The 24682-nt window shown below is 43.2% G+C and carries 14 protein-coding genes; 3 read left to right on the forward strand and 11 right to left on the reverse strand.

What is annotated here, in order from left to right:
- Window positions 1-68: 68 nt before the first annotated feature.
- From GV030_RS03330 to GV030_RS03345, 4 genes are all read right to left on the reverse strand, one after another.
- Window positions 69-2672, reverse strand: a complete 2604-nt coding sequence (locus tag GV030_RS03330; RefSeq protein WP_159579785.1) for a CotH kinase family protein — start codon at window positions 2670-2672, stop codon at window positions 69-71.
- 217 nt (window positions 2673-2889) lie between these two features.
- Entirely contained in the window at window positions 2890-6324 is a 3435-nt protein-coding gene (locus GV030_RS03335) for a choice-of-anchor D domain-containing protein (RefSeq protein ID WP_159579787.1), read from the reverse strand.
- A gap of 222 nt (window positions 6325-6546) precedes the next feature.
- Window positions 6547-10641, reverse strand: coding sequence for a hybrid sensor histidine kinase/response regulator transcription factor (locus tag GV030_RS03340; protein ID WP_159579789.1), 4095 nt, complete (start codon window positions 10639-10641; stop codon window positions 6547-6549).
- 527 nt (window positions 10642-11168) lie between these two features.
- Window positions 11169-11810 (reverse strand): SPOR domain-containing protein, encoded by a 642-nt coding sequence (locus tag GV030_RS03345; protein ID WP_159579791.1) that lies wholly within the window; start codon window positions 11808-11810, stop codon window positions 11169-11171.
- 331 nt (window positions 11811-12141) lie between these two features.
- Here GV030_RS03345 and GV030_RS03350 point away from each other — a divergent pair, with 331 nt between their 5' ends.
- On the forward strand, window positions 12142-12510 hold the full coding sequence (locus GV030_RS03350; RefSeq protein WP_159579793.1) for a DoxX family protein: 369 nt from the start codon (window positions 12142-12144) through the stop codon (window positions 12508-12510).
- 138 nt (window positions 12511-12648) lie between these two features.
- On the opposite strand, the gene GV030_RS03355 is transcribed toward GV030_RS03350, so the two are convergent.
- The 4 genes from GV030_RS03355 to GV030_RS03370 form a co-directional block, all read right to left on the reverse strand.
- Window positions 12649-14031, reverse strand: coding sequence for an endonuclease/exonuclease/phosphatase family protein (locus tag GV030_RS03355; protein ID WP_221413278.1), 1383 nt, complete (start codon window positions 14029-14031; stop codon window positions 12649-12651).
- Window positions 14032-14250: 219 nt separating this feature from the next.
- Window positions 14251-15966, reverse strand: coding sequence for a cellulase family glycosylhydrolase (locus GV030_RS03360; RefSeq protein ID WP_159579797.1), 1716 nt, complete (start codon window positions 15964-15966; stop codon window positions 14251-14253).
- A gap of 170 nt (window positions 15967-16136) precedes the next feature.
- Complete coding sequence (locus GV030_RS03365) at window positions 16137-19142, reverse strand: two-component regulator propeller domain-containing protein (RefSeq protein ID WP_159579799.1); 3006 nt, start codon at window positions 19140-19142, stop codon at window positions 16137-16139.
- A 245-nt stretch (window positions 19143-19387) separates the two neighbouring features.
- Complete coding sequence (locus GV030_RS03370; RefSeq protein ID WP_159579801.1) at window positions 19388-19639, reverse strand: hypothetical protein; 252 nt, start codon at window positions 19637-19639, stop codon at window positions 19388-19390.
- Window positions 19640-19867: 228 nt separating this feature from the next.
- On the opposite strand from GV030_RS03370, the gene GV030_RS03375 reads away from it, so the two are divergent.
- Together GV030_RS03375 and GV030_RS03380 are read left to right on the forward strand one after the other, a co-directional pair.
- On the forward strand, window positions 19868-20467 hold the full coding sequence (locus GV030_RS03375; RefSeq protein WP_159579803.1) for an NAD(P)H-dependent oxidoreductase: 600 nt from the start codon (window positions 19868-19870) through the stop codon (window positions 20465-20467).
- A gap of 1 nt (window position 20468) precedes the next feature.
- Entirely contained in the window at window positions 20469-22349 is a 1881-nt protein-coding gene (locus GV030_RS03380) for a monovalent cation:proton antiporter-2 (CPA2) family protein (protein WP_159579805.1), read from the forward strand.
- Window positions 22350-22355: 6 nt separating this feature from the next.
- On the opposite strand, the gene GV030_RS03385 is transcribed toward GV030_RS03380, so the two are convergent.
- From GV030_RS03385 to GV030_RS03395, 3 genes are all read right to left on the reverse strand, one after another.
- On the reverse strand, window positions 22356-23147 hold the full coding sequence (locus GV030_RS03385) for an RMD1 family protein (protein ID WP_159579807.1): 792 nt from the start codon (window positions 23145-23147) through the stop codon (window positions 22356-22358).
- Window positions 23148-23238: 91 nt separating this feature from the next.
- Window positions 23239-24105: a DUF5777 family beta-barrel protein gene (locus tag GV030_RS03390; RefSeq protein WP_159579809.1), complete on the reverse strand. Its 867-nt coding sequence runs from the start codon at window positions 24103-24105 to the stop codon at window positions 23239-23241.
- A gap of 4 nt (window positions 24106-24109) precedes the next feature.
- Window positions 24110-24661 (reverse strand): YceI family protein, encoded by a 552-nt coding sequence (locus tag GV030_RS03395; protein ID WP_159579811.1) that lies wholly within the window; start codon window positions 24659-24661, stop codon window positions 24110-24112.
- Window positions 24662-24682: the final 21 nt, after the last annotated feature.

Raw genomic sequence — 24682 nt, forward strand, 5'->3', positions numbered from 1 at the left:
TTCGCGCCTGGCAAACCGGAAATGACGAAGCAAACTTGTGCTCGTAAACCGAAATGACGCTTTGACTTCTACTCCACCACTACTTTTCGTCTATACACTTGAGTATTGGTTTGAATTTGCAGGAGATAGATTCCTTTTTCAAGATGTGAAATATCCATTACCACTGATGCCTCGGCGGGATGAATGGTTTGAAGCAGCCTTCCATGCACATCATACATTTGGACTGTAACCAGTTGCCGAGCGGAAGCAATCTGAAGGTGACCGGAGGTTGGGTTTGGGAACAATGAAATAACCGGCTCTGGTGATTGACTCGCCAAAAGGGTACCTGAGATCACATTTTCAGCCTTCCAGTTGGACGGGTCATTGTTATCGGCATTTGGGTCAATGATACTTAGAAAATAACCATCGCCATCTGCTTCTGTGGGCCATGGAGCTTCATCGCTGTAGGTCATTTCGTCTATGACCATCCCATAGCCATTGAGTAAGGTGATGGTCTGTCCTCCATTGTTCAGGCTCCTGCTAAACTCGTCATATGGATTGAATCCGTAAGCTTCCCTAAAAGCATCGGCTTCATTGGCCAAGAAGACACTATGCCCTGCCGCCAATGCGATGTTGGGAGGAAACTGATACACCAGGCCTGTACCTCCAAAGTAGACACCTGTGAGATCAACAGTAGTGCTGCCAGTGTTGGTGATTTCAATGAACTCCAGGTCTTTCTCGTCCTTCCCATCTGCTGTCATTGGGTGATAGTTGATGCTGGTAATGACCAGATTGGGCACCGACTCTCCTACACAGGTCTGTCCATTCCCTAGCTGTGATGTGATCCAGCTGACCCGATCAATGACCCATTGTTTCATGATGGCGACGTGTTCAGCTCGATCTTCGCCTATCCCCCATCTCGCGTGATTTCTCTCAGCAGCGACTTCAGTGTTAGCGAACACCTCATCGATGAACGAGTTGATTTGGTCAGGATGAAGAGGCTGCCCTGGTGCGGTGAGTTCCAACCAGCGTTTGCTGAGGTAGCAATTGAATGTAGGGTTAAGGAAAAGGTCTGTCCAGAATTTGGCCCCTACATTGTCTCCATCATCAAACTGCCAGCCATTCGTATGGCTCCTGTCATAGCCCCAGAAAAAGAGGTCATTGCCGAAGGTCAGGTTAAAATCCCACACCGGACCGGCACGAAGCTTACCGTTTCTGTCTTTATGAAAATAAGTGCTAAACTGATAGGCGTCAGCGTTGGAAGCCAGCTCATTCATGATCATGAAGTCGATGAAAGACGGCATATCAATAATAGATGGATAACCACCATTCAGTGCATCGTTATTGCTCAATGCCTGAGCCTCCAGGTTAAAGAAAATTTCCCGAATGTAGTTGTCTTGCAGAGAAGTGACCGTGGTGGGTTTGGGGTGCTCATGCACAAAAGCTGTTTGCCAGCCGGAGTAATTGTCCATGTACCAGGCAGCCACATCGCTCCCTTCGGTTTTGTCCGATTTGGTAATATAACCACCGGTGAGTGCCTTTCCGGCATTGTCTTCTGGCTCTATTTTGTTGATGTCAATTCGATTGTCATCTGCTTTTAGCTTTTCTTGCAGCACGTAGACACCCACATAGTCTCCATTCAAGATCACCTCGCAGTACCTCCCTCTGGATGCATACTGACCTATTTTGAGGGACAACTGGTAGGCGATATAGTCTCTCATCAGTGAAGGATCAAAGGCGAAACCATTCAAAATCCAGTCATTTTCTTTGGGCATACCCAGTAAACTCACATTGTCCTTTTCATTGACTTCATCGTAAGTAGTCAGGGCATACTGTTTCTTATCTGAGCAGCAATTGGAAGAAGAGCCTCTGATTTCTATTTCAATATGGCCATCAAAATCAAGACTTGCAGGGTTGGAACTGTCGGTGACGGCATTTTCCTCTCCCGGTCCATTGTCAATAATCGTCATGGAGGCCCTGATTTTTGGTTCATTGGGGATGCTTTGCCCACCCACAGTGTTGATGATGACAATGGGAAGGTTTGAGGTCTCCAGCACTACCTCCTCCATCTCCACGGGTTCATCAAACCAGTCAGGTACACTCCGATAGTGACTGGTTGTTGCGTTGACGCCTACGGACAGGGTCGGGATGCCCGTGAGGTCTGATGAGGTCAGACTTTCATTATGTACTTCAACGGCCAAAACGTTGGTGCCTTCAGCCAAAAGGCTCAGGTCGATCTCATGTCGCTCCGGGTCTGCCCCGGTATAGAGCAAAGCCTCATGGAGGCCGTCAGAGGGCTGATCAAAGGCCGGAGGCTCCCCTGAGACCAATGAACGGGCTATCTCGGTACCGTTGAGGTATGCCACAAATCCATCATCATAGTCCATGTCCAGAAGCAGCTGCTCTACTTCTGCCAATGAGACAATCGTAAACTCCAGTCGCATATAGACCGTCAATGTGGCATCGATGATCGTTTGGTCATCATCATCACCATAACCTATCCCTGAGGCCCCCTGGCTCCACTGAGCATCATTGAAGCCGATTTGAGTCCAATCAACGGGTGGCTGGGAAGTAGGCACCTGGTAGCTCCAAGTATCGCCGGGAAGGATCACGCTCTCCCAATGATCGATTTGGCCCTGGGCGGCCAGAGAAAGTGCGGTAAACAGGATGGTTGGGATGAGGAATGTTCGCATGGCAGTTTTTATATTTCGCTAATATAAATAAGTCAGTCAGCATCCGTACATAATAACTTTATCAACTCTTTGATATCAATCTAATTGAGTAATAAAGAGGCCAGACACAAGGATGCTAGATATTGACAAAAAAAGCGACCCACTTTGGGTCGCTCTCTTGCCCACTTAAGACAAGTCGCCTTAGTAAACAGCAGCTATTACTGCCGTGTTTTTGATATTATTGAGTAGAATATACGATGCGCTTCGATTGTGTCTTGCCATCCCCCATTTGAATCAAAACATGATACATTCCATGGCTTAGACTTCCTATGGCCTGTGAGTTGTGCCAGGTAACGCGATGCTGTCCAGCGGTCTGAAATTCACTTACCAACGTGCTCACATGCCGACCGGACTCGTCAAAGATGGAAATGTTTACAGATGATTCATTCTTTAATTCATATTCAATGGTCATCTCTTCTGCGAAGGGATTGGGGTACGCCACTATTTGGAGTTGATCAGTATAGGGCAGCCCCAATGGCTCGTCTACACTGAAATTGATTTTAACAGGTATTTCTTGATTGTAAGGGTCATTGGTATTTACTACAATTTCGGTGTTATAATCCCCAATTTGTAAACCTGAAGCATCTAGGTTAAATGAAACTAGACTCTCATTGCTGAATTCAATGGTGCCCGCTGTTGGTGTGATCGAAAACCAATTATACGGGGAGTTCTCGGTCCAGACAGTTTCTTGGTACAAGTTTGCCGTATACCCATTCCCAGTCAGATCTGCGGATATATCCCCCTCGCCCTCCTCAAAAAGCCAATATCCGATCAACCCTTTTTCATCACCAACCAACCTTTTGTTCATGTCATCCACAAGCTCATTACTTGTTCGCGCTATATCCCAGAGTCTCAGTTCAGCTATCAACCCTGGAAAAAAGCCAGCATTCTCTTGACATGACGCAGCGCCAGCGCTCAATGCTATTTGACTGAAATTAGATAATATTTTCCCACCTGCACTAGGGTTATCCGATTCACCCGAAACCTCTACCCCGTTGGCGAATACTTTAGCGATTGATCCATCATAGGTGAAAGAAACGAATGTCCACTCACCTACCGGAAGTTCATAGTCTGAGCCATGACGAAGTATCCCATTTTCTGTGCCCAGACTCCAGCTAAATGATGCGTTATCTTCTAAAATAATGTCAAAGCCAGATCCAGTGGCAAAAGATAAACTCTTTGAAAGAAGAAGTCTCCAGTTATTGCCGTTATCACAATCTATTCTTTTGGCTAAATAAATCCACATGGAAACAGTTATGGCGTCCAGATCTCCTATCAAATAGCTGTTTTCGAAATCTACCGAATAATATTCCTGATCCAGGCTCAATGCATATCTCAGTGGTCTACTGATTTCATATTGAAGAGAACTTCCACCCGAATTTAAAATCGATATTTGCTCGGTTGTGGAGTTGCCTTTATACACCGAAGAAATAATCGTATTGGTGGATAGTTCTGCTATTGGTGGTGCCACCATAGATGCTGTCACCGGAATAGAAGCACTAAGTACCTGGGCATCATTGGTAGTAAATGTAAAGTTTGAGGAGAAGTCTCCAATGTTGGCGGCTTTTAAATAAACAGTTATAAAGTTTGATTCAAAGGGTTTGATAGTGAGTGAATTAGAGGAAAACGAAAGTTCCTCTGATTCAGATGAAAATTGGTCTAATGTAAGTGTGGCAGTACCTGGATTTTGCACCACCAGGTACAAACTATCCTTGATATTCACAAAAGTCTCCCCAAAATCTAATATTTCTGGCCCTACAAACTTGGCAAATCCAATGACATCCAAACTCACCTCAACAAGCACTTCATTTGTAATAGGGTCATTATTATTCAGGGTCAAAACCGCCTCATACTTACCTTCGAACAAATTCTCTGCATCAATACTGACGTTGATCTGCTGTTCGCCTCCGGTTTCTACTGACCCATCGAGTTTGTCGAGAGTAAGCCAAGATGGATTAAATGAAAATTCTATGTTTCCAGCGCCAGTATCAGGTATCTGATCCACGTAACCCTCAGAAATGAGGATAGAAAAATTGAATTTCTCGGTCAAATGCCTCCGCTCCAGCGTGAAGGTCGTTTGACCTAATTCAGGATCGAATTGGTAATCAACCAATCCTATTTCATCAAATTCATCTGTGGTTTGGTTGTATTTTGCTAAAATGAAGGACTCCGAATCAAAATAAATTACGTATTCAACTCCTAATCCCCAGTCGAAGACCCGTTCAACATCCAGCCCAGTTTCTGTGTTTTGATCAGCATCTATTGCAATAACCGTTTCTTTAATGATTTCTTCCTCACCATCTTCAAAGGGTATGTAGTTTTCCATCTTAATAAATATTTCATTGTTCGTAAACCCTGTGTAAACGTTTTTCACATCAAAACCAGTTTCTACTTCATCTGGGTCATTTTTAAGTAACTCAAAAGTAAGTGGGCCTGATGATGATCTTTCATACAGCTCGGTATCATAATATAATGTGCTATTCCCTGTATTCTTTATGATAAAGGATTGATCCTCATTGTCGCCTGTATTCAGACTTGACTGGAGGCTAACCGGACTGACATTTATTATAGGGGGTTCAACTCCCAGCCCGGTCACTGGAATTGATATACTGGAATTCGTTGGGTCGTTTGAAAGAAATGAAATTTCTGCAGAGTAATCCATTGCACTTGTTGGGGAAAATGTGACCTCAAATAACTGCGATTGACCCGGATCAATTCCTGACGAGTTTGGAGATATGGTATAGGCGTCATTGTTGATTAGAATTTCGGTAATCAGCAGATCCAGACTACCAACATTTTTAATTTTGATGGTTTGAGAATGGCTAGCATCAATGAATTGCGTACCAAATACTATTGAATCAGCATAAGAAAATATTCCAGCGGCATCATCTACGGTAAAACTTACATCAATCGAAATAGAGTCAGCATCGTCAGCCGCCTCTGTAATAGTCAGACTATCTAAATAAGTGCCTGCTGTGAGATTTAACGCGCTCAATTTTACGATTATTTGAACTGAACCATCTAGAGGAATGTCAATGGTGGCCTCATTAACCTCCAACCAATAAACCGCTCGAGTTCGATCATATGAAAAGCCACCTCCATTTCCACAACATGTCCATGACGTCCAGAAAACATCATAATATTGATCCTCAGAGATAAGGTGTAGTGACATATCCCGATTGAGCATTGTTGATGGTTCGTAATTGACCGCTTCTACCCATGAGGAATAGTCTTCTTTATTTAGGTCTTTTGTTTTTCCAAATGCCCATTCTGTATCTACAGGGGAAGAGCTATCAAAGGAATTTTCTAATGCGGCGTTGAAAATGCCTCTGGAATTTTGCCGGGTGATTTTGACATTGTCTGTGATTACATCTTGATTTTCCTCCAATGTCCAATCTGCCCCATTGGCCTTCGTAAAAGTGATTTTACTGGCAGAAGGAATGGAAATATCAAGAGAAATAGATGATGCACTTTGATTGGTGAGTTTTATGATCTGGGTAACTGAGTCACCACTAAACACCTCTTTGGTTACATTCGTCAGGTCTGCTCTGAAGGATTGGGAGAATCCGATGATGGTAAGCAATAATGATTGAATAGTTAATAATGATTTCATTTCAAATGGATTTAGTGTGCGTAAATGACTTCCATGTGCAAATGGAGGGTAGGCTTTGATTTACCTATACATAACGAAGTTGGGTAGTTGTTCAGAGAAGCTATACCACAAACAGGTCAAATCTTAACACGGATTGGGCAAATGGTAATAAATAGGCTTTTGAAGCCTTTTTGAGATCATTGAGCCATGGGTTTTATACTGCCCCATGGGAAGAGTGAGCTTCTATTTGGTGTATTCGGAGGGTAGTTTTTGGAATTTTTCTTTGAAACATTTGGTGAAATAGGATAAGTTATTAAATCCCACAGCATAAGCCACCTCAGCAACTGTTCCGAAATTTTGCTCAATAAGTTGAGATGCCCTGATTAATTTACTGTTGCGGATAAGTTCATTGGGGGATTGTCCTACTAGCCCTTTTAGTTTTCGATAGAACTGGGAACGACTCATTCCTAATTCCTGACCAAAAGAATTGACATCAAATTCGGATTCGGTAAGATGTTCGTCTATGATCAGTTGCACTTTTTCCAGAAAGCGTTGATCTATCGATTTTATGCTTATTTTCTTTGGCCCAAGTTCGATAAACTGACTAAACCTTTTCTTAAGGTGAACAAGTTGTTCAATACGGTTCGCCACTTTCAGAATCAACTCTTCGGCTTCAAAAGGTTTGGCTATATAGTCATCCGCCCCGATTTCTAACCCTTCCAATTTACTCTGTTGGTCCGCCTTGGCTGTGAGTATAATAACAGGAATATGGCTCGTTTTTTCATTATTCTTCAGCTGATGACATAATTCAAGGCCATCCATTTCAGGCATCATGAGATCAGAAATAATGATATCAGGAACAGCTTCTATTGCCATAGTGAGGCCTTCTAGACCGTTGGCTGCTTCAAGTATTCTCGGGTGATTAATTCTTTCATTATTTTCAAAATGATGTTTGATATATTTCATCAAATCCTGATTGTCTTCAACAATCAGAATAATGTTTTCATTGTCATGTAGTTCAATCTCCTGCTCCACTTCATGCTCTTCAGCTTGATAAACGATCTTGGGAGGGTGGTCTCTGGTTGAAGGTATTTTGGCTTTTTCTCCCTGATCCAGGGGAGCAAGACTAATGGGTAGGCGAACGGTGAATGAACTTCCAACGCCAGGCTTACTTTTCACTGCGATTTTTCCATGGTGTAAATCCACTAATTCTTTGGTCAACGCCAAACCAATACCTGTTCCTTCAAAGGCTCTTTTATGAGAATCATCCACTTGATAAAATCTATCGAAAATAGTTTCCAGCTGATCACCAGGAATTCCTTGTCCAGTATCCTTCACCACTATTTCAATATACTCTTTTTCTCCTCCCCTGCTCTTCACGGAGCGTTTCGTATCCTTAGTTATTGATACGCTCACTTCACCACCTTCAGGAGTGAACTTAAAAGCATTGAATAATAAATTGCTTATAATCTTCTCTAATTTATCGGCATCAAAAAGCATTTCGAAAGACTCCTCTGGAACAATGCTCCGAAAGGTAATATGTTTACTTTGCGCAAGCGATGAAAATGAGGCAAATAGTGGTCTTAGAAAGGCATGCAAGTCCATCTGTTCCACCTCCAATTTCACGCTTCCAGCCTCCAGTTTGGATAAATCCAGCAGTTGATTGATCAGGACATTTAGGCGATCAGCATTGCGTTTTATAAGGTGGTACTGGTCTAATTCTGAGGTGTTTTTAGAAGCATAAATTAAGTCCTTCAGAGGCCCTAAAATCAGCGTGAGTGGTGTTCTGAATTCATGAGAAATATTGGCAAAAAATCGAGATTTCATTTGATCAATAGTGGCCAATTTCTCGGCTTCCATGCTTTTTAATTCTAATTGATTTTTTAAGTGGATACGTCTTAAGTCATAGACTCTCCAGAGGTATATTAAACATATGAGGATCGTTCCGTATAGAAGGTATGCCCACCAGGTTTTCCACCATGGGGGAGCGATAATTATATGAAGTGATGAAGCCTTTCCATTCCAAATACCATCGCTATTTGCTCCTATCACTTTAAATTCATATACTCCGGGGCTAAGGTTGGTATACCGGGTGGAGTGTTGATTACCAAGGTCAACCCAGTCTTTATCATAGTTTTGAAGTTTGACCTTGTATCTGTTTTGCTTTGGAGCCACAAAATGTAAACCCACAAAATCGAAAGTAAGATCATTCTGATCATGAGCTAACCGGACTTCCTCCGTTACTGAAATCGATTGATTGATCACTGACTCTGGAGAGGGGCGCACAATCTGATTGAATATTTTCAGTTGCGTGAGCACCACGTCCGATGCGGTGGTATCAAAATCATACGAATCAGGATCAAACCTTGTAAATCCGCTGACGTCTCCAAAAAACAGCTCGCCATCCTTGTTTTTGTAGGGATTCTTTGGGCTGCTGACCGGTAATCCAGAGGCTGGAGTGAAACTTTTAAATAGGTTACGTTCAGGGTCAAAAAGAGCTATCCCGTTATTAGTACTTACCCACAAATAACCCCGATCATCTTCTTCTACTCCCGTGATTGTCTTTCCTGGCAACCCGTCTAAAACGCCATAGAATTTTGTATCTCCGGTGGCTCGATTGTAAAGCCCAAGACCATCGGTATTTGAACAAATCCAAAATCTATTTTTAGAATCTTCAAGGAATTGGTAAATCATCACCTCTCTATCGAAAATATGGGTGAATTTTCGAGTAGATTCATCGAATTTCATCACTTCGGTATTGTCATTCGCTATCCAAATATTACCCCCCTGATCTTCATAAAGAGTGCCTCCACAGTCACACACTACGCTATCTGGATAATAGTATTTGTTGAATATGCCAGTATAAGGATTGTACTTATTCAAAGCCATCTGTGCTCCAATCCAGAGGTTTCCTTTTGAATCGGTCATCAGATCAAAGATGTTTTCTCCTTTTGGAAGAAGCGGGTTTTGATCGCTGGAGGGGTAGTGATTAAATGATTCACTTTCAGGAATGAATTTGTGGAGCCCTTTATTGGTGCCAATCCAAAGTGAGCCTAAATCATCCTCGGTTATTCCACGAATGCTATTCCCCTTAATACTATTTGGGTTTGATGAGTCCTCTCGGAATCTCTGAAAATTGTTATCTGAATTCCGACTCCTTGTTAACCCGTCCCGTGTTCCAATCCACAGTGTTTTGTTGGAGTCCTCGTAAATGGATAGCACCACATCAGCTATTCGAGAGAAAGTTCCACTTTCCAGTGTACTGAATTTTGGGAATAACTTTAGTTTGGGGTTCACTTTGTTCAAGCCATTTACCGTCCCAACCCATAAAAGACCTTGCCTATCTTCCATGATGCACCAAACGCTATTGTGGCTCAGGCTAAATCGATCATTTTGGTTTAATAGATGATGAGTTGCCTTTGACGATTTGAGATCAATGGTCAATATACCTGCTCCAAACATCCCAACCCATAGAGTATTTGTTTCTCTGTGTTCATGAATGAATGATATTGTTTTATTGGCCATAACATCTAATTTATCAGGACTTAGATCATATTTGAACTCAACTAGTTGATCCTTTTCATCATTGTATGTATACAAACCATCCGGTGCGGTACCAATCCAAATATTGTTATTTGAATCTTCAGCTATCGATTGCACTCGATTAGGTTTTATTCCCTTGAATTGTGGTGGCTGATAAGTGTAATGATGGAAAGTTTGAGTTGAATGATCGTAGCGATTCAACCCGCCACTTATCATGGATTCAAAATAATTACCCGTTCCCACCCATATTCTCCCTTTTGAGTCTTCGTAAATAATCCGCACTTTCTCACCTCTAACACTCCTCGGATTTCCTTGATCATTGAAAGGGATATGTTCGAAATTTTCCTTGCCATTTCTCCTCACTTTCAAACCATTACCATTGGTGCCTATCCACAAATTACCTAAATGATCCTCCAGTATAGCCGAAATAGTATGAGACCTTAGACTGGTCAAATCTTCCGGTTTCAGGTCAGCGTAATCGAAACTGTCGTGTTCTTTGTTATAAAGAAGAAGTCCTTCCGTATGTGTCCCCACCCAAAAATTTCCCTTGCTATCTAAATGAAGGGCAGTGGAATTAATAATGGTTGAATCCTTGGCTAAATACTTATAATGTTTAAATACATATCCATCATATCGAAACAATCCCTCCCAGGTATTCAGCCAGATAAACCCATCTGCATCTTGTGCGATTGCATCTACAAAAGCGGTGGTAAAACCATCTTCTAAGGCAAGATGATCAAACTTATAGGTCTGACCACTGGTGATTGAGAAAGCTGAAAAGGCTATGATTTGCACAATCAATCTTAATTTTGGCAGAAAAATGCTCCGTGCTTTCGAAACGAAATGCCTTGCAGTTAGTGAGGAGTCGGTTCTTGCGCATAGAGTTGATATATCTTTAATTTGAGGCTCACGTATGTGTCCAATAAGTATTTGAGGGAATTGCTTATGAACGATATGCGATAGCATATTTTGGGCTAGAAAAGGATTCTTAGATTATATATAAATATACAGAATTATGGGGTTCTGACAGTTGAATTAGATTACGAAATGAAGGTTTGGTCTGTTGAGTATTAGGGAATTAGACTGAAAAAATGGCTGCTTTTTGTTTCTAATACCAATAACGGCATTGGTCCCATTTAGGTCAGTTGACCAATAACTGCTAATTTAAAAGTGCCAACAGAAAATTTTGAAATTTACTAATAAGGGTAACTTTACCCAAAATTCAAGCCAGAGTGAGCCAATAAATGAACTACTGCCTATGCCGAATGGACTCCTCCTTAAGGATGAGCTAGTCTGATCTAAGCCAGGAAATACAAAGTCCATTAATAACCCAACACCCAAACTTCGTCTGAGAGATTGCTGAAGGCTACCGCGGCAGATTCTGCTTTCTCCCGCGAGGCATAATCACCCACGGATACCCTATAATAGACCAGCTTGCCAGTATCATGCTCTATAATTTTGACGGCATTCCCCTCCTGAGCCAGTTTGTTGGCATAGTCCATGGCCAGGTCATCGTCTATACTGCTGGATACGATAATGTAGAAACGACCAGTCCGTGTCGCCACTGACTCTACTACTCCAGCGGCTCTTCTGGCTTCCAGTGCTGCTAATTCGCCCAGTTTTTGATTGACGATGGCTAATTGATCCTTGGGATACTGTTCATTGGGGAAAAGAGATGATGCCTCGGTATACAGAGACTTTGCCCTTTGCCAGTTTTCCTGCCCCATTTCTGTGTCAGCATCTTTGATCAGTTGATCATATTTGATTTTATTCTGAGTCTTGAGTTCTGCCGCTTTTTTAGCAGCTTCTTCTTTAGCAATCTGCTCCAGCTTCACCTGTTCCTTGGCCTCTTGCTGTGGCTTGTACATGACCCAGTACCACAAGCCCACCAGTCCGGCTAGTGCAAAAACCACGATTATAATAATTCCAACGGTCTTACCGCTTTCGTTAGATTGCTCACTCATTTGATTAAATCAATTTTAATGTTAAAGGTAGCCATTTGGTTTAGAATACCACAAAACGTTATTCCGGTTTTAGTCAAGTCAGCGAAGAATGCTCCATCCTCATTCCGGTATTGGTCGAAGAGTAATGTAGTGCGAATACCGGAATGGTGGTAGCGAAGATCGTGCATTTGTAAATCGGGAATGTGGCAATAAAGTTTTTACTCAAGAGCCTGAAAATCGGTAATATCTTGCTATTTTAATCACAGTAAAAGCATCAGAGCGTTGTGATGTCTTACAAATTGATGAGTTGAATTTAATTTTACCGGACATATTTAATCCCAGCACTACACGTATGAAAAATCTTAACATCTATTACTGGATTTCTATAGGGTTGATCCTTTTTTTTCTGGTTCCCGGCTCTATTATGAACATTATGAAAAGCCCCGACTGGGTGGAGGTATTTACACAATTGGGTTACCCTGAGTACTTACTTCCTTTTCTGGGAGTGGCCAAGTTGTCGGGATGCATAGCCTTAGTGCTTCCGAAGTTTAACCGCCTCAAAGAGTGGGCATATGCAGGACTGTTTTTTGATCTGATCGGAGCTACGTATTCAGGATTAATGGTGGGAGGATTTGAACCTGCCATGCTGATTATGTTTGTCGCGATTGCGACTGTGTTGATCTCCTACTGGTTGTGGCACAAGAAACTGGCTCAGGGATAGTTTCGTCTATTCGGTTAGTCAGGCCTTTGCTCAAAGTTCTTCTGGAATAAAGACCATCTGAGATGAGGGAACCTCATCTCAGGATTGGTCATTTGTTCATCTTATATGGTATTTACCATCTTTGTGGTCATACTGAAGTTATTTCTTGTAAAGCTTAACTGTTTGGGTCTGACCCTCTTTCTGCACCTTAGCTACATAAATACCTTCCTTAAAATCCGAAACATCAATGTCATGTTTGCCTTCCTTATATGTCCTGTCCAGGAGCAAGTGGCCTGATAAACTGTAAATAGACAATGAAACATTGGGTTCTGAATTGGCAAATGTTAATTTGTCGACACAGGGATTTGGGTAAAAACTATTTTCAACCGACAATTCAACAACCTCGTCTCCCACTCTGGCTGATGAGTTGGCAGTGCCCCACCTGAAAACTTCCCAACCCTGATAGGCATGTCTATTGCAATTCATTCCGGAGGTTGAACCATTTTCGGATGAGACATATTTGTTGTTAAACCCAAAGAGTGCCACCTCATCTGAACTCACAGCAACCCATTCAAACTTTTCCCAGTCATCATAGCTCACGCGATTGCAGGTCATTGCTGAATAGCCATTCTCACAACTTACATACTTTCCGTTGGAGCCTTTTAAGGCAACTCGTCCGCCTCCCGCATCCACTACCAGGAATTTTTCCCAGTCCTGCACGGAAGGTCTGTCGCATGTAATGGGAGATCCGCCATCATTGGAGCTGACATATTTATTGCCGTTCTGGAGCCAAATAGTCTGCCCTATGGGCAAATTCGAATGTCCGCCTATCCTTACAGTGGCCACGATGGGTAGGTGGTCAGACGCTACGGGTGAGTTAACTACGTAAGTGCTTAATGTTGAATTGGAACTTTGATTTTCTATAAAAATATAATCGAGGCGGGTACCAAATCCAGTGGTGACCGAGCCCGTTGGGTATACCTCGCGATAGGTATCACGCATTTTGAGCGAACTCCCATTTTTGATGTATTCAATAGGATTTATTTCGCCTTCTGTGGAGTTAAAATCACCGGTAAAAATCACCGGATCTTTAATTGCTCGATTAATGGCACGCTGACAAAGCAGTTCCGCACTCTGAACGCGTGCACCGTGGTATGATACCATAGGAAAATGGCTGTTATAAACATAAAAATGATTTCCGGTGGCCTTGTCCCTGAAGCGTACATAAGTAACAACCCTATTATAATCCGGATCGTACCCCCTTCCACAATTCCAATAGTCATCTTTGAGCCAAAAAGTACCACTGTTGGCATAATCTACATCGTATTTATTGGTTTTGTAAAAAATGTATGAACTCTCACCTGAACCATCGCACTCACGGCTTATTCCGTAGGTCGAGTACCCTGAAGTCCTGCCCAGGATTTGATCTCGCATATAGCCATGTAGCTCTTGTGTGCCCAAAATATCAGGCTGATGTGTGTTGATGATGCTCGCTGCATTATCAACTCTACGGTCCCAATTGGTTCCGTATGGCTGTTGCATGTTATATGACATCACTTTTATATCCTGACCGTGAAGATTAAAAATGAAAAAATAGAACAGTGCGGATAAATATATTAAGTATCTTTTTTTAATCATGATGATCGATTTTAAGTCATTGAATGGTAATTATCAGATGTTGTGAGGATGGGGTGTCAGAATCTCCGGATTAGAATGAAAACGATCCGGAGTTTCTGATCACCCTACAAGAATTTATGGTAACTACTTAATAACCAACTTTTTAGATATGGTTTGTTCTGGACTTGATAGTATCACCACATACGCACCTGAACTTAAGCTTGACACTTTGAGCTGTCCGGTTTCTAAGAGCGATGAATAGACTGTGCGACCACTTAAGTCTACTACTTTTACCTGATCAAAGTCCACTGCGTCGATAGTGAAAGATTCGACTGCAGGGTTTGGGTAGATTTTAACCTCAGCATCAGTTTGCAGTTTCACGATTTCACCTGTGGTCACTCTGGCGCCTGAGGCTACCTCCCAGGTAAATTTCTCCCAGATATCGGCACTAATCCTATTGCACATCATTTCGGAATTTCCGTTTTCTGAGGAGACGAATCGACCGTTGTTGCCTTGTAATCCAAAAGAGCCATTCCCAAAATCGACCCAGGAAAAAGCTTCCCAATCACCAATAGACAGTCGGTTGCATAGGATGCCTGATTGTCCATTTTCTGAAGAAACGTACCGGCCATTATTCCCACGAAGGGCGATAAGCCCATTGCCGGCATCCACTACGGTGAACTGTTCCCATTCCTGCGGGGACTGACGATCGCAATTCATGGGTGATAAGCCGTTTTCTGAGCTTACGTATAGTCCGTTACTCCCCCTAATCCCAATTGTCTGCCCGATGGGACCTCCGGCACTGGCTGTGGGCCAATTGCCATAATCAGGGGTCCAGACGACATTATTGTCATCCATAGCACCTTTGAACCATTGCAGATCACCATCACTCGCTCCGAGAAATGTAAATTCAAGCCATCCCAACTGATGACTTTCTATCATGTTGTTGAAACCACTATAAGAAGTACCTGGGTCAAACTCCGTGCAAATCAAAGCTGGTGTCATGCCACCACCTGTATCATATTTGAATTCTGAAATACACGCATCTACAGAAGCCATGGTTTCATATCCGTGAAAGGCAACTGAAGCATTGCTAAAGTCAACACCTCTCCAGCGCATGTAACCAATTCCGTCCAGTGCTTCACGACCAGAATTGAAAGACATAAATGAACAAGTCATAATATGAGTATCAGGTGCTTTAGACCTTATCGTATTGTAAAGTACGACTTGATTTTCCCAATCGGAAGTTGACCAAGCAGCAGGGTTATAAGGACCCGGTTCGTTATGTGTTTCATATATAACATGGGTGCGATCCTTATACCGTGGTGCATAGAAATTCCAGAACTGTTGAGCCCATGCCATACTGGCAATTTGCCCATTGTTATTCCCGCATCCAATGGTGATAATAAGATAAAGATTAGCTTGGGCTGTCATTTCTACCAACTGGTCGCAAATTGCAGCATTTTGGCCTACTACGTGATTATGACCACCTATCGGGCAATCCATTTCAAGGTACACATGAAGACTGTTGAGTCCGTAAACCGTAGAAAGAGCATTGAGTTGACTCTGAGTTGGCATAACAGCCGCGCCGGTATGAGTTGCATTGTCTCCGCCATCCCAAGACAAACTTACTCCACGAAGCGGAGTGTTTTTGTCGGTCAGTAAACGGTTGAAGCCACTGTCGCTATTGATATGTGGCCTGCCTCGGTCAGCAAGTACTTCTAACTGTGAGCACAAGAGAATTATCAGACAAATAAGGCTGACTGGTAAGTGTCTGGATAAGTTTACCCGGGCTACCTTGTTTGGGTCATGCATTTCAGATGCCCTGAGGGGTTTCAAAACTGAAGAAGATTTTCTCATAATATTAGGTTTATGGTTTAGTAAAACATGGTGCAGAAGATAGCTGAAAGGATTGCCTGCACAGAAATTCAGGCCTACGACAAAAGATAGACAGAATTGTTACTCTCTGATAATCAGGCAATTAAATTTGCTAACCTAAGTAACTGAAGGGGGTGAGACGGGAAGTGTAGTTATAAGGTAAGGAGGTAATCTGTAATACTCTCACTTGAAGATAAGCCTAGCTTTTTGCGCAGGCGGTAGCGACTTTTCTCCACTCCACGTACTGAGATGTTAAGAATGTTTGCAATCTCTTTGGTCTGAATATTCAGCCGAATAAAGAGGCACATTTGCAGGTGCGATTTGGTTAAGCCAGCATGCTTCTCGTGTAAACGCTGAATGAATTGGTGATGTGTTTCGTTGAAATGAATTTCAAATTGTTGCCAGTTTTCATCATCGGCAATTTCCCTATCCACTGATCTGACCAATCTTAAGTATTGGTTTTTAACAGGCGTCGAATTGGTATTTGTCACATTTTCTAATTCCTCCTTGATGTTCCGTAACACCTTGTTTTTGTGGGCAATGTGCAGAATGGAGGTCGTAAGTTTGGAGTTTTGATTGACTAAGGTGGCTTCCAGATTTTCATTTTGCAGTTTGATGATTTCCTTCTCAGCAGCCAGTCGCTCTTGTTTTAATATGCGCTCTCGTTTAATCACTCTGGTCCGATACCAGGCGGTAACCATTATGGCTAAAGCGATGAAGATCAAACATCGAAACCACAGAGTATTCCAGAATGGTGGAGCTACACGGATAGTAAGGGTGCGTACATTGTCAGACCAGATACCATCAGGGCCGGCGGCCAGCAACATAAATTGATACTCCCCACTTGGCAAATTGGTATATGTGGCGAATCGTTTCTCCGAATTGACAAGATTCCATTCATCATCGAATCCTTCGAGCATGTATTTATACCTGATCATCCGGGGGTTGGTGTAGTCTATGGCGGCAAACTCAAGGGATACCGTCTTATCTTTGAAGGTCAGATCCAATTCTGAGGTGAGGGCTAAAGATTTTTTCAATACTATTCGATCATTGATCTTCTCCCCCACTTTGACTGACTTATTGAGAATCCGGAGGTTTGTAATCTCCAGGTGGGGCTCAGTGTTGTTCAGTTCAAATTGGGTTGGATGGATTTCATTGAACCCGTTGATCCCCCCAAAAAACAAGGTGCCATCGCTTGTTCGAAGGCACGAACTCATGTTGAATAAATCGCCCTGAAGGTTGTTGTTGGTACTGTAGTTTTTAATAGTACCATTAACAGTATTGAGCTTGGTTAACCCCTTCGTCGTGCCTAGCCACAATTGGTATTGGTCATCCTCCAGAACGGAATAAACGGTGTTGGAAGCAAATCCTGATACTCCATCGTATCTGGCAAATGTGCCATTGTTCTTTAGAATAACCAGGCCATTTCCTTCCGTGCCAATACATAACTGGCCTTTGGAATCCTCAAAAAGTGTCCGAATGAAATTACTGGGGATACTGCCAGGGTCATCCGGGCGGTTGCTGAAATGTTCAAAGCAGTCACATTGAGGATCATATCGGTCAAGCCCGGCATCTTCTGTGCCAATCCATACCCTGCCTTGGTGATCGACTAAGGTGCACATCACCTGAAAGTGCGAAATACTCGCCGGGTCTTCAGGGTCGTGAATATACCGTCTGAATTGTTTCGTATTTAGGTTATACCTAAAAAGTCCACCACCCAATGTGCCCATCCAAATATTTTGATTATGATCCTCTGTGATGTTCCAGATGTTGGCATCTTTTATATCTTCTGGTATACCGGGTATTTCGGCATTATGCTCGAATGAATTGGATTGTAGGTCGTATCGATCGATTCCGTTGCCATAGGTGCCTACCCATATGTAGCCTTTCGAATCTTTAAATAAGGCTTTCACGACATTTCCACCTATACTCTTTTTATTATCCTGTGAGTGTTTGAGGTGCAAAAAGGATTGATGGGGCCTATTGTAAATATTCAGGCCGCCACCATCTGTTCCGATCAGAAGGGTTTCATTATCCACTTCCAGCAATGCAAGCACAGACTTCTGACTCAAGCCATCATTTGCATCTGTTCGTACTGAATGGGCTACAAATTTCTCAATATTTTTAGATGCCAGGTTCAGTCCTTCTCGGAATGTTCCCAGCCAGAGATTTTTGTCATTATCTATGTAAACCGAGTGTATGGCATTGCTGCTGATTCCGTTTTTATTACCTGGGTTGTGTTGATAATGTTCAAATGTTTCTGAATCCGTATGGAGTAATTCCAACCCGCCACCATCAGTGCCAATGGCTAAAATACCAGGTGATAGCTCCTGAATGGCAGTTACGATATTGCTTGTGAGATCACCAGTCGCATCGCCCTGAATATAGTGTCTGACTTGTTTTGTGTCAATGTTATACCTATAGAGACCCGAACTAATACTACCAATCCATAGCTCGTTGTTGGAATCCACATACAGGTACTTTAAATATCCGTCTATGTTTACCTTTTCCTCCAGGGAATCAGTCATACATACCAGTTCGCTCTGTGCAGATGGATAATAGCACAAATCTCCTTCATAGTGTCCAACCCATATTTTTCCAGAGTTGTCTTCGGCAAAAGAGGAGACGTGTCGTTCACTGTAGGTGCTGCCAGGTGTCGTTAAATGCCGAAAGATCTTTTTCTCCTTATCAAAGATGTCTACCCCGCCCCCAAGTGTACCTATCCAGATATTTCCTTTCGAATCCTGAAAAATACTCTTGACGGTGTTATTAATAATGCTTCCAGGTACATCATCACGGTGAGAGAAACCTTCAAACTGTTCGCTTTCTCTATTGTAAATACAGAACCCACGTCCATTTGTACCAATGAGTATATCCTTGTCAGCATCTTCAATGATGGCATTGATATAATTGCCAGAAATACTTGTGGAGTCATTATATGTATATCTGGTGAAGTGATAGCCGTTATACATAAATAGGCCCTCGGTAGTTCCCAGCCATATGTAGCCATAGCTATCCTGGGTAATACAATTAATCGGGACATTTGGCAATCCTTCATCCAGTGATATATGATTGAATATCAGCTTTTTATCTTGCGAATACGCTGGTTGATTCAAAAAGCAGAAAACAAGAATACATTTTTGGACGATTTGCTTCATGAGGTAATTAGAGCCTGCATGGGAAATCAAGCTGTTACTTGCAAGTTCAGTAAGTTACCTAAAAAAATAACCGTTCAAACTCAACCTTTTCGTCAATCCGGTTTTAGACGGAGCGCAGCGCAGGACGAATACCGGAATGGAATCTTTATTGATCTGAAGTGAACGGTGAGATTAAGGCATTGCTCGAGCCTCACAAACCGGAATAACTAACTCAAAGCTTGATCCTGGCAAACTCAGGATCTCTCCTACCCAATTCTGGACTCGGAGTACAGATTATAAGCCGCGACCAGGGACTCGCGCCCTGTGGATTCCTGATACCGCTGATACTCCTGCATCTGCTCGCGTCGCTCCGCATAGACTGGCTGGTATGCCGCCTCAAAGGCGTCCCAAACGATCAGGAGGAAGCCATAGCTAATTTTACTCTGGCGACCATTCTCCAACCACTGGTCAAAAAGGGCCTCATCTAAGGGTTTTGGGAAATCTGAACCATCAAACATATTGAAAGGATGTCATAGCGAAACAAGGCTGCAAGTTAGGGAGTTCTCCCCCTTGTCCCCTGTGAAAAGTCTCATTTTATCAGATATTGTATGCATGCTCTAGTGAAATGACCAACTCTCATGATTCAAAAGGAAGTATCAAGGCATCCTGAGTCTGACGCTCAAAATTGAGTTTGAAAGGCTATAATTGTAACTGATCAGTTTTCAAGTGAATCAATCGTCCAGATTATGTCTAAAATACTCGTCTTGTTTGCTCACCCCAAATTTGAAAGATCCCGAGTCAATAAATTGCTGGTAGAGAAAATAAGGAAGCGATCCAGTGTCACGTTCCACGACCTGTATGAGCGTTATCCCGATTTTAACATTGATGTAGTATTCGAAAAGGAGCTATTGGCCAAGCATGACATCATCATTTGGCATCACCCCTTCTATTGGTACAGCTGTCCCCCACTCATGAAGCAGTGGATCGATGTGGTTCTGGAGTTTAAGTGGGCTTATGGACCTGAGGGGAATGCCCTTAAAGGTAAGCAAGCACTCAACGTCCTTACTCTGGGTGGATCCAGAGAAGTCTATTGTGCGGAAGGACGCAATCACTTTACGGTCAATGAATTTTTAAGGCCTTTTGAGCAGACCGCCAGGCTATGTGGGATGGATTATCTCCCTCCCTTTGCGGTCCTGGGTACGCATCGGCTGTCGGACAATGACCTGGCGAAGTACGCCGCCCAGTACGATGCGCTGATAACCTTACTCCTGCAAGGGGTGACTCCCAGGGAGGTGGGTAAATGTGACTATTTCAATGATGTGGAGGAACTCAAAAACCTAATGTGATATGAGTGGAAGTATTTTATTTCAGGCAATTATCTTTCTGGCAGGTGCCATTATTTGTGTTCCCATTGCCAAACGGTTTGGCTTAAGTTCTGTGCTCGGGTACCTCCTTGCGGGGATACTGATCGGTCCGTACGTACTCGGTTTTGTGGGTGAAGAAGGGGAAGACATCCTTCACTTTGCTGAATTCGGGGTGGTTATTATGCTTTTCCTCATCGGCCTGGAAATTGAGCCGAAGAGCTTCTGGAAAATGAGAAAGACTATTGTGGGAATGGGTGGCTCTCAGATGGCCATCACCCTGCTGCTGTTTTACCTGGCCTTTTTAACCATGGGTTTTAGCTGGCAGGTATCCCTCGTGATTTCGATGGCTGTGGTTTTGTCTTCTACGGCGATCGTCCTCCAAACCATCAAGGAAAAGGGATTGATGGACACGTCTTTTGGCTCTTCCGCCTTTTCTGTGCTTCTATTTCAGGACATCATCGTCATCCCCATGCTGGCGATCATTCCACTGCTGACCAACTCTGCACCCACAGAAGTAGCGGGAGGTCATGAGGGTGAATCGCATACCTATATCCTCGAGAATTTGCCATTGGGAATTCAAACCCTGGGGGTATTCCTTTCCGTGGTGCTGGTGGTTGTTGCTGGCCGATACCTGATCGTGCCTGTACTCAGACTTGTGGCCACTACCCGCTTGCGGGAGCTACTGACCGCCTCAGCCCTGCTGATTGTTTTAGGGCTTGCATTCACCATGGAGCTCGTGGGGTTAAGTCCGGCACTTGGGGCTTTTTTGGGTGGAGTGGTATTGGCCACCAGTGAGTTCAAACATGAACTTGAGAGTGACCTGGAGCCTTTCAAAGGGCTGCTGTTGGGTTTGTTTTTTATGGCCGTAGGTGCTTCAATCAATTTTATCGTCATTGGTGATAACCCACTGATGATTAGTGGATTGGTGTTTGGTGTCATTGTACTGAAGGCCATTGTCCTGTTTTTGGTAGGTACCTTTTTCAAAATGAAAATGGATCAAAAACTGCTCCTGAGCATTGGACTCGCTCAAATTGGAGAATTTGCGTTTGTTTTACTGTCCTTCGCTTTCCAGCTCAACATCCTGGATCGTGTGGATCTGGACATGATGCTGGTGGTGACGGCCCTTTCTATGACGTTGGCCCCTATTCTGGGCATTGTCAACGAGCGGTTCATCCTGCCTAAAGTAGGTACCAGACAGTCCGAGCCCAGGAAAATGGATCACATTGCCAAGACACATAAAATCATTCTGATCGGGTTTGGACACTTCGGCAGTACTATCGGTCGCTTTCTGAGATCTTATGGTATAGAGGCCACTATACTCGATCATGATTCCAACCGGGTGGATATTCTGAGAAAGATGGGTTTTGAAGTGTACTATGGGGATGCCACCAGAATTGAACTTCTGGAATCAGCTGGGATAGCGGAAGCCGAACTGTTGATTTGCGCCATTGACAACCCTGATGCCAACATTAGCTTAGCTGGTCTTATACGGGAAAAATACCCTCACGTAAAACTGATGATGCGTGCTAAAAGCCGGATGGATGCCTCTGAGCTCTTGAACATGGGTATTTCCAACGTCTATCGGGAATCCCTAGAAACATCCGTGCGATTAGCTAGTGATGTCCTCCATCATATGGGTTTTAGAAGATACACCGTACACCGGCAGGCTCAGAACTTTATCAAATACGACGAGGAAAGCCTCAGAAGACTGGCCACTGAACCGATGAACAGCGACCAGTATGTTTTCAAGGTAAGAGAGGAAATGGAGCAGCAGGAGAAGCTGCTCGAGGAAGACTTGAAAAGAGGTATCGTGGACAATGACCATCAATGGGACAGTGCACGAATCAGGAAAGACGCAGACTAGGTCCCTCTAAAAGAGTTTACTAGCGAAGGTATCAAGCACCTCAATGATGATGAGGATGATAATGATCCATTCCAGGCGACTGCTCTCCCGGTGGTGGTTATAGGACATATACACCGTGAGATTATCCTCTACAATCTTCAGGGTATTGTCGATCTCCCTGTAGCGTGGCACCAGTTCGAAATGACGCACCAGTGTGTCATGAAGTCTGTCGAGGTATTCATTTTCCCAGGCTACATCCGGACTATCCAGAATGTAAAGGTTTTCGGCAATGGTGTTTTTGGTATTCAATGTTTTGCCAATAAAGCTCATGGCTTTTTTCTGACTCAGTTTCACTTTGCCATATACCTGCATGTCGTGCGTATAGGCCTTGATTTCACTAAGAATAGACTGACTGAGGCCATTAAAATGATCAAGAGCCACGGATTGCGCCAGGTGCATCATGATCATCTTGTTCACAGAATGATTAAAAGTGCCGAGTGCAAGGGTGTCAAAACTCAGGGTGATTTCATCCTCTCTCTCACCCAGTAAAATCTCCAGATCATCAGATGTCGCGCTGCTTTTAGGACGAATGGATGAAGCCTTCAAGAGCTTGAGGTACTCTTCGATATCGGGCTTCGTCATTCCTGCAAACACCACAGCGCCATAGCTTACGATATAGACGTATCGTGTGATGTCTAATTGGTAATACAGCTCAAGGGAGCTTTTGGTGATCAGGTGCTCCGGATGAAGTAGCCGGTAGTTCGCTACATCTATCCTGTCCGCAATGTGATAAGCGGTGTATAGTATTTTATCGTCCATTCTAGGTTATTTTAAACCTTAAACGATAAATAGAAATAAACAATCAGAGCTTCCGTGAAATAATTTTTGACCCTACCGAAAGCTATCAATGCTAATTGACCTGAAACGTTCTTGATATGTTAAAACCAAAATGGATTTCGCCATCAAAGAAGTTATTGGTAGTTTCAGAAATGAACCCTTTTGGAACCATTGACGTGGCATTGGTAAACTGAAGTTGAAACACATGGCCACCCGTCTCCAAATCTATCCCTATGGCCAATGAATTCCTTGTGTTTTCATTGAGTTGCTGGAACTGGTGATAATATTCTACACAAAGGGCCAGTCGCTGTGAAAACTTAACCCTACCCCCCATTCCGAGAGCAAAAATATCATTGTTTATGTCCTCTACCCTGATCAAATTCCTATGGACCCATGTGGGTACCAATTGAAGAGAAATACTGCTGTTGAGCTTTCTGGCAAGGAGCAGAGAATGTGTATTGGCAAGTCTATTTGCCAAACTAAGGTCATATTCTGGATCCTTTAGTGTCTTGAGTGCAATAGAGCTCAACCATGTCGCGGAAAAGGGAATACTACCTTCTCCGGTAGATTGACGCACTATTCGATACTTAATAAAGCTGTCATAGGTCTTTTCGAACGAACTTCTACCTAACCCAAGGTAGAGTCGATCGTTTAGTGCATACTCCAGCCCGATTCGGATGGTGGCATTGTCTAACCCAAAAAGTTCATAGCCACCACCATCGATGGTACCGAAGCGGTGAGCAATGATAAAATCCATGACCCCCTTTTTTCGGGTTTCTATAGAATGTCCATTAATAAGTCTCGTTCCCTTAAAGGTGGCCTCAGTCAATGTCTTTTGATCCCCTCGTTCATCCTCCAGCATTGACAACAGGTCATCCTGAGCAGCTAAGGTGAGTGAAAATATCAGAGCGATTGATGTAGATAAACAATGTTTTAGCATGATTTCAAAGTGAGAAGTTGAACAATGCTTTTACTTCCACCACCTCGGCGATATTTTGAAACACGAGTGAGGGGATTTCAATATCAAACTCTGCCACAGAGAGTTCGAAATTAGTGGCTGCGGTCAGGGTAGCTGCTGTCCTGGCAAATTTCACCACTGTTGTGAGGGGCTTCTTCACGCCATGGATTTCAATTTCGCCGGATACCTCTGCCTCGAAACTTCCGCTATTCGAGAAGTCCAGATCAGCGAAGTTTTTGATTTGCCCCTTAAAGGTAGCCTTCGGGAATTTCTCAGACTCGAGATAGTTTTCATTGAAATGTTCCTCCATCAGGCTTTTATCAAAATGAAAACCTTTGATCAACATTGAGACTGCCAATGTGCCTTTGTTAAGATCAATAGCGCCTAGCACCTCCTTATTAATGGCCTCAATGTTTTCTAAAGGCGCTTCCGAGAAAAATGAGGCTGTGCCTTTACGGTCTAAAATTGGCCCTTGGGCGGATATTTGAGCAATGGCACATAATGCCATTACCAGTGATAGTATTCCGATCTTCAACATGGTAGTTTAATTAAGAATAAA

The sequence above is a fragment of the Marinoscillum sp. 108 genome, from assembly GCF_902506655.1.
In the GTDB taxonomy this organism is placed as follows: domain Bacteria; phylum Bacteroidota; class Bacteroidia; order Cytophagales; family Cyclobacteriaceae; genus Marinoscillum; species Marinoscillum luteum.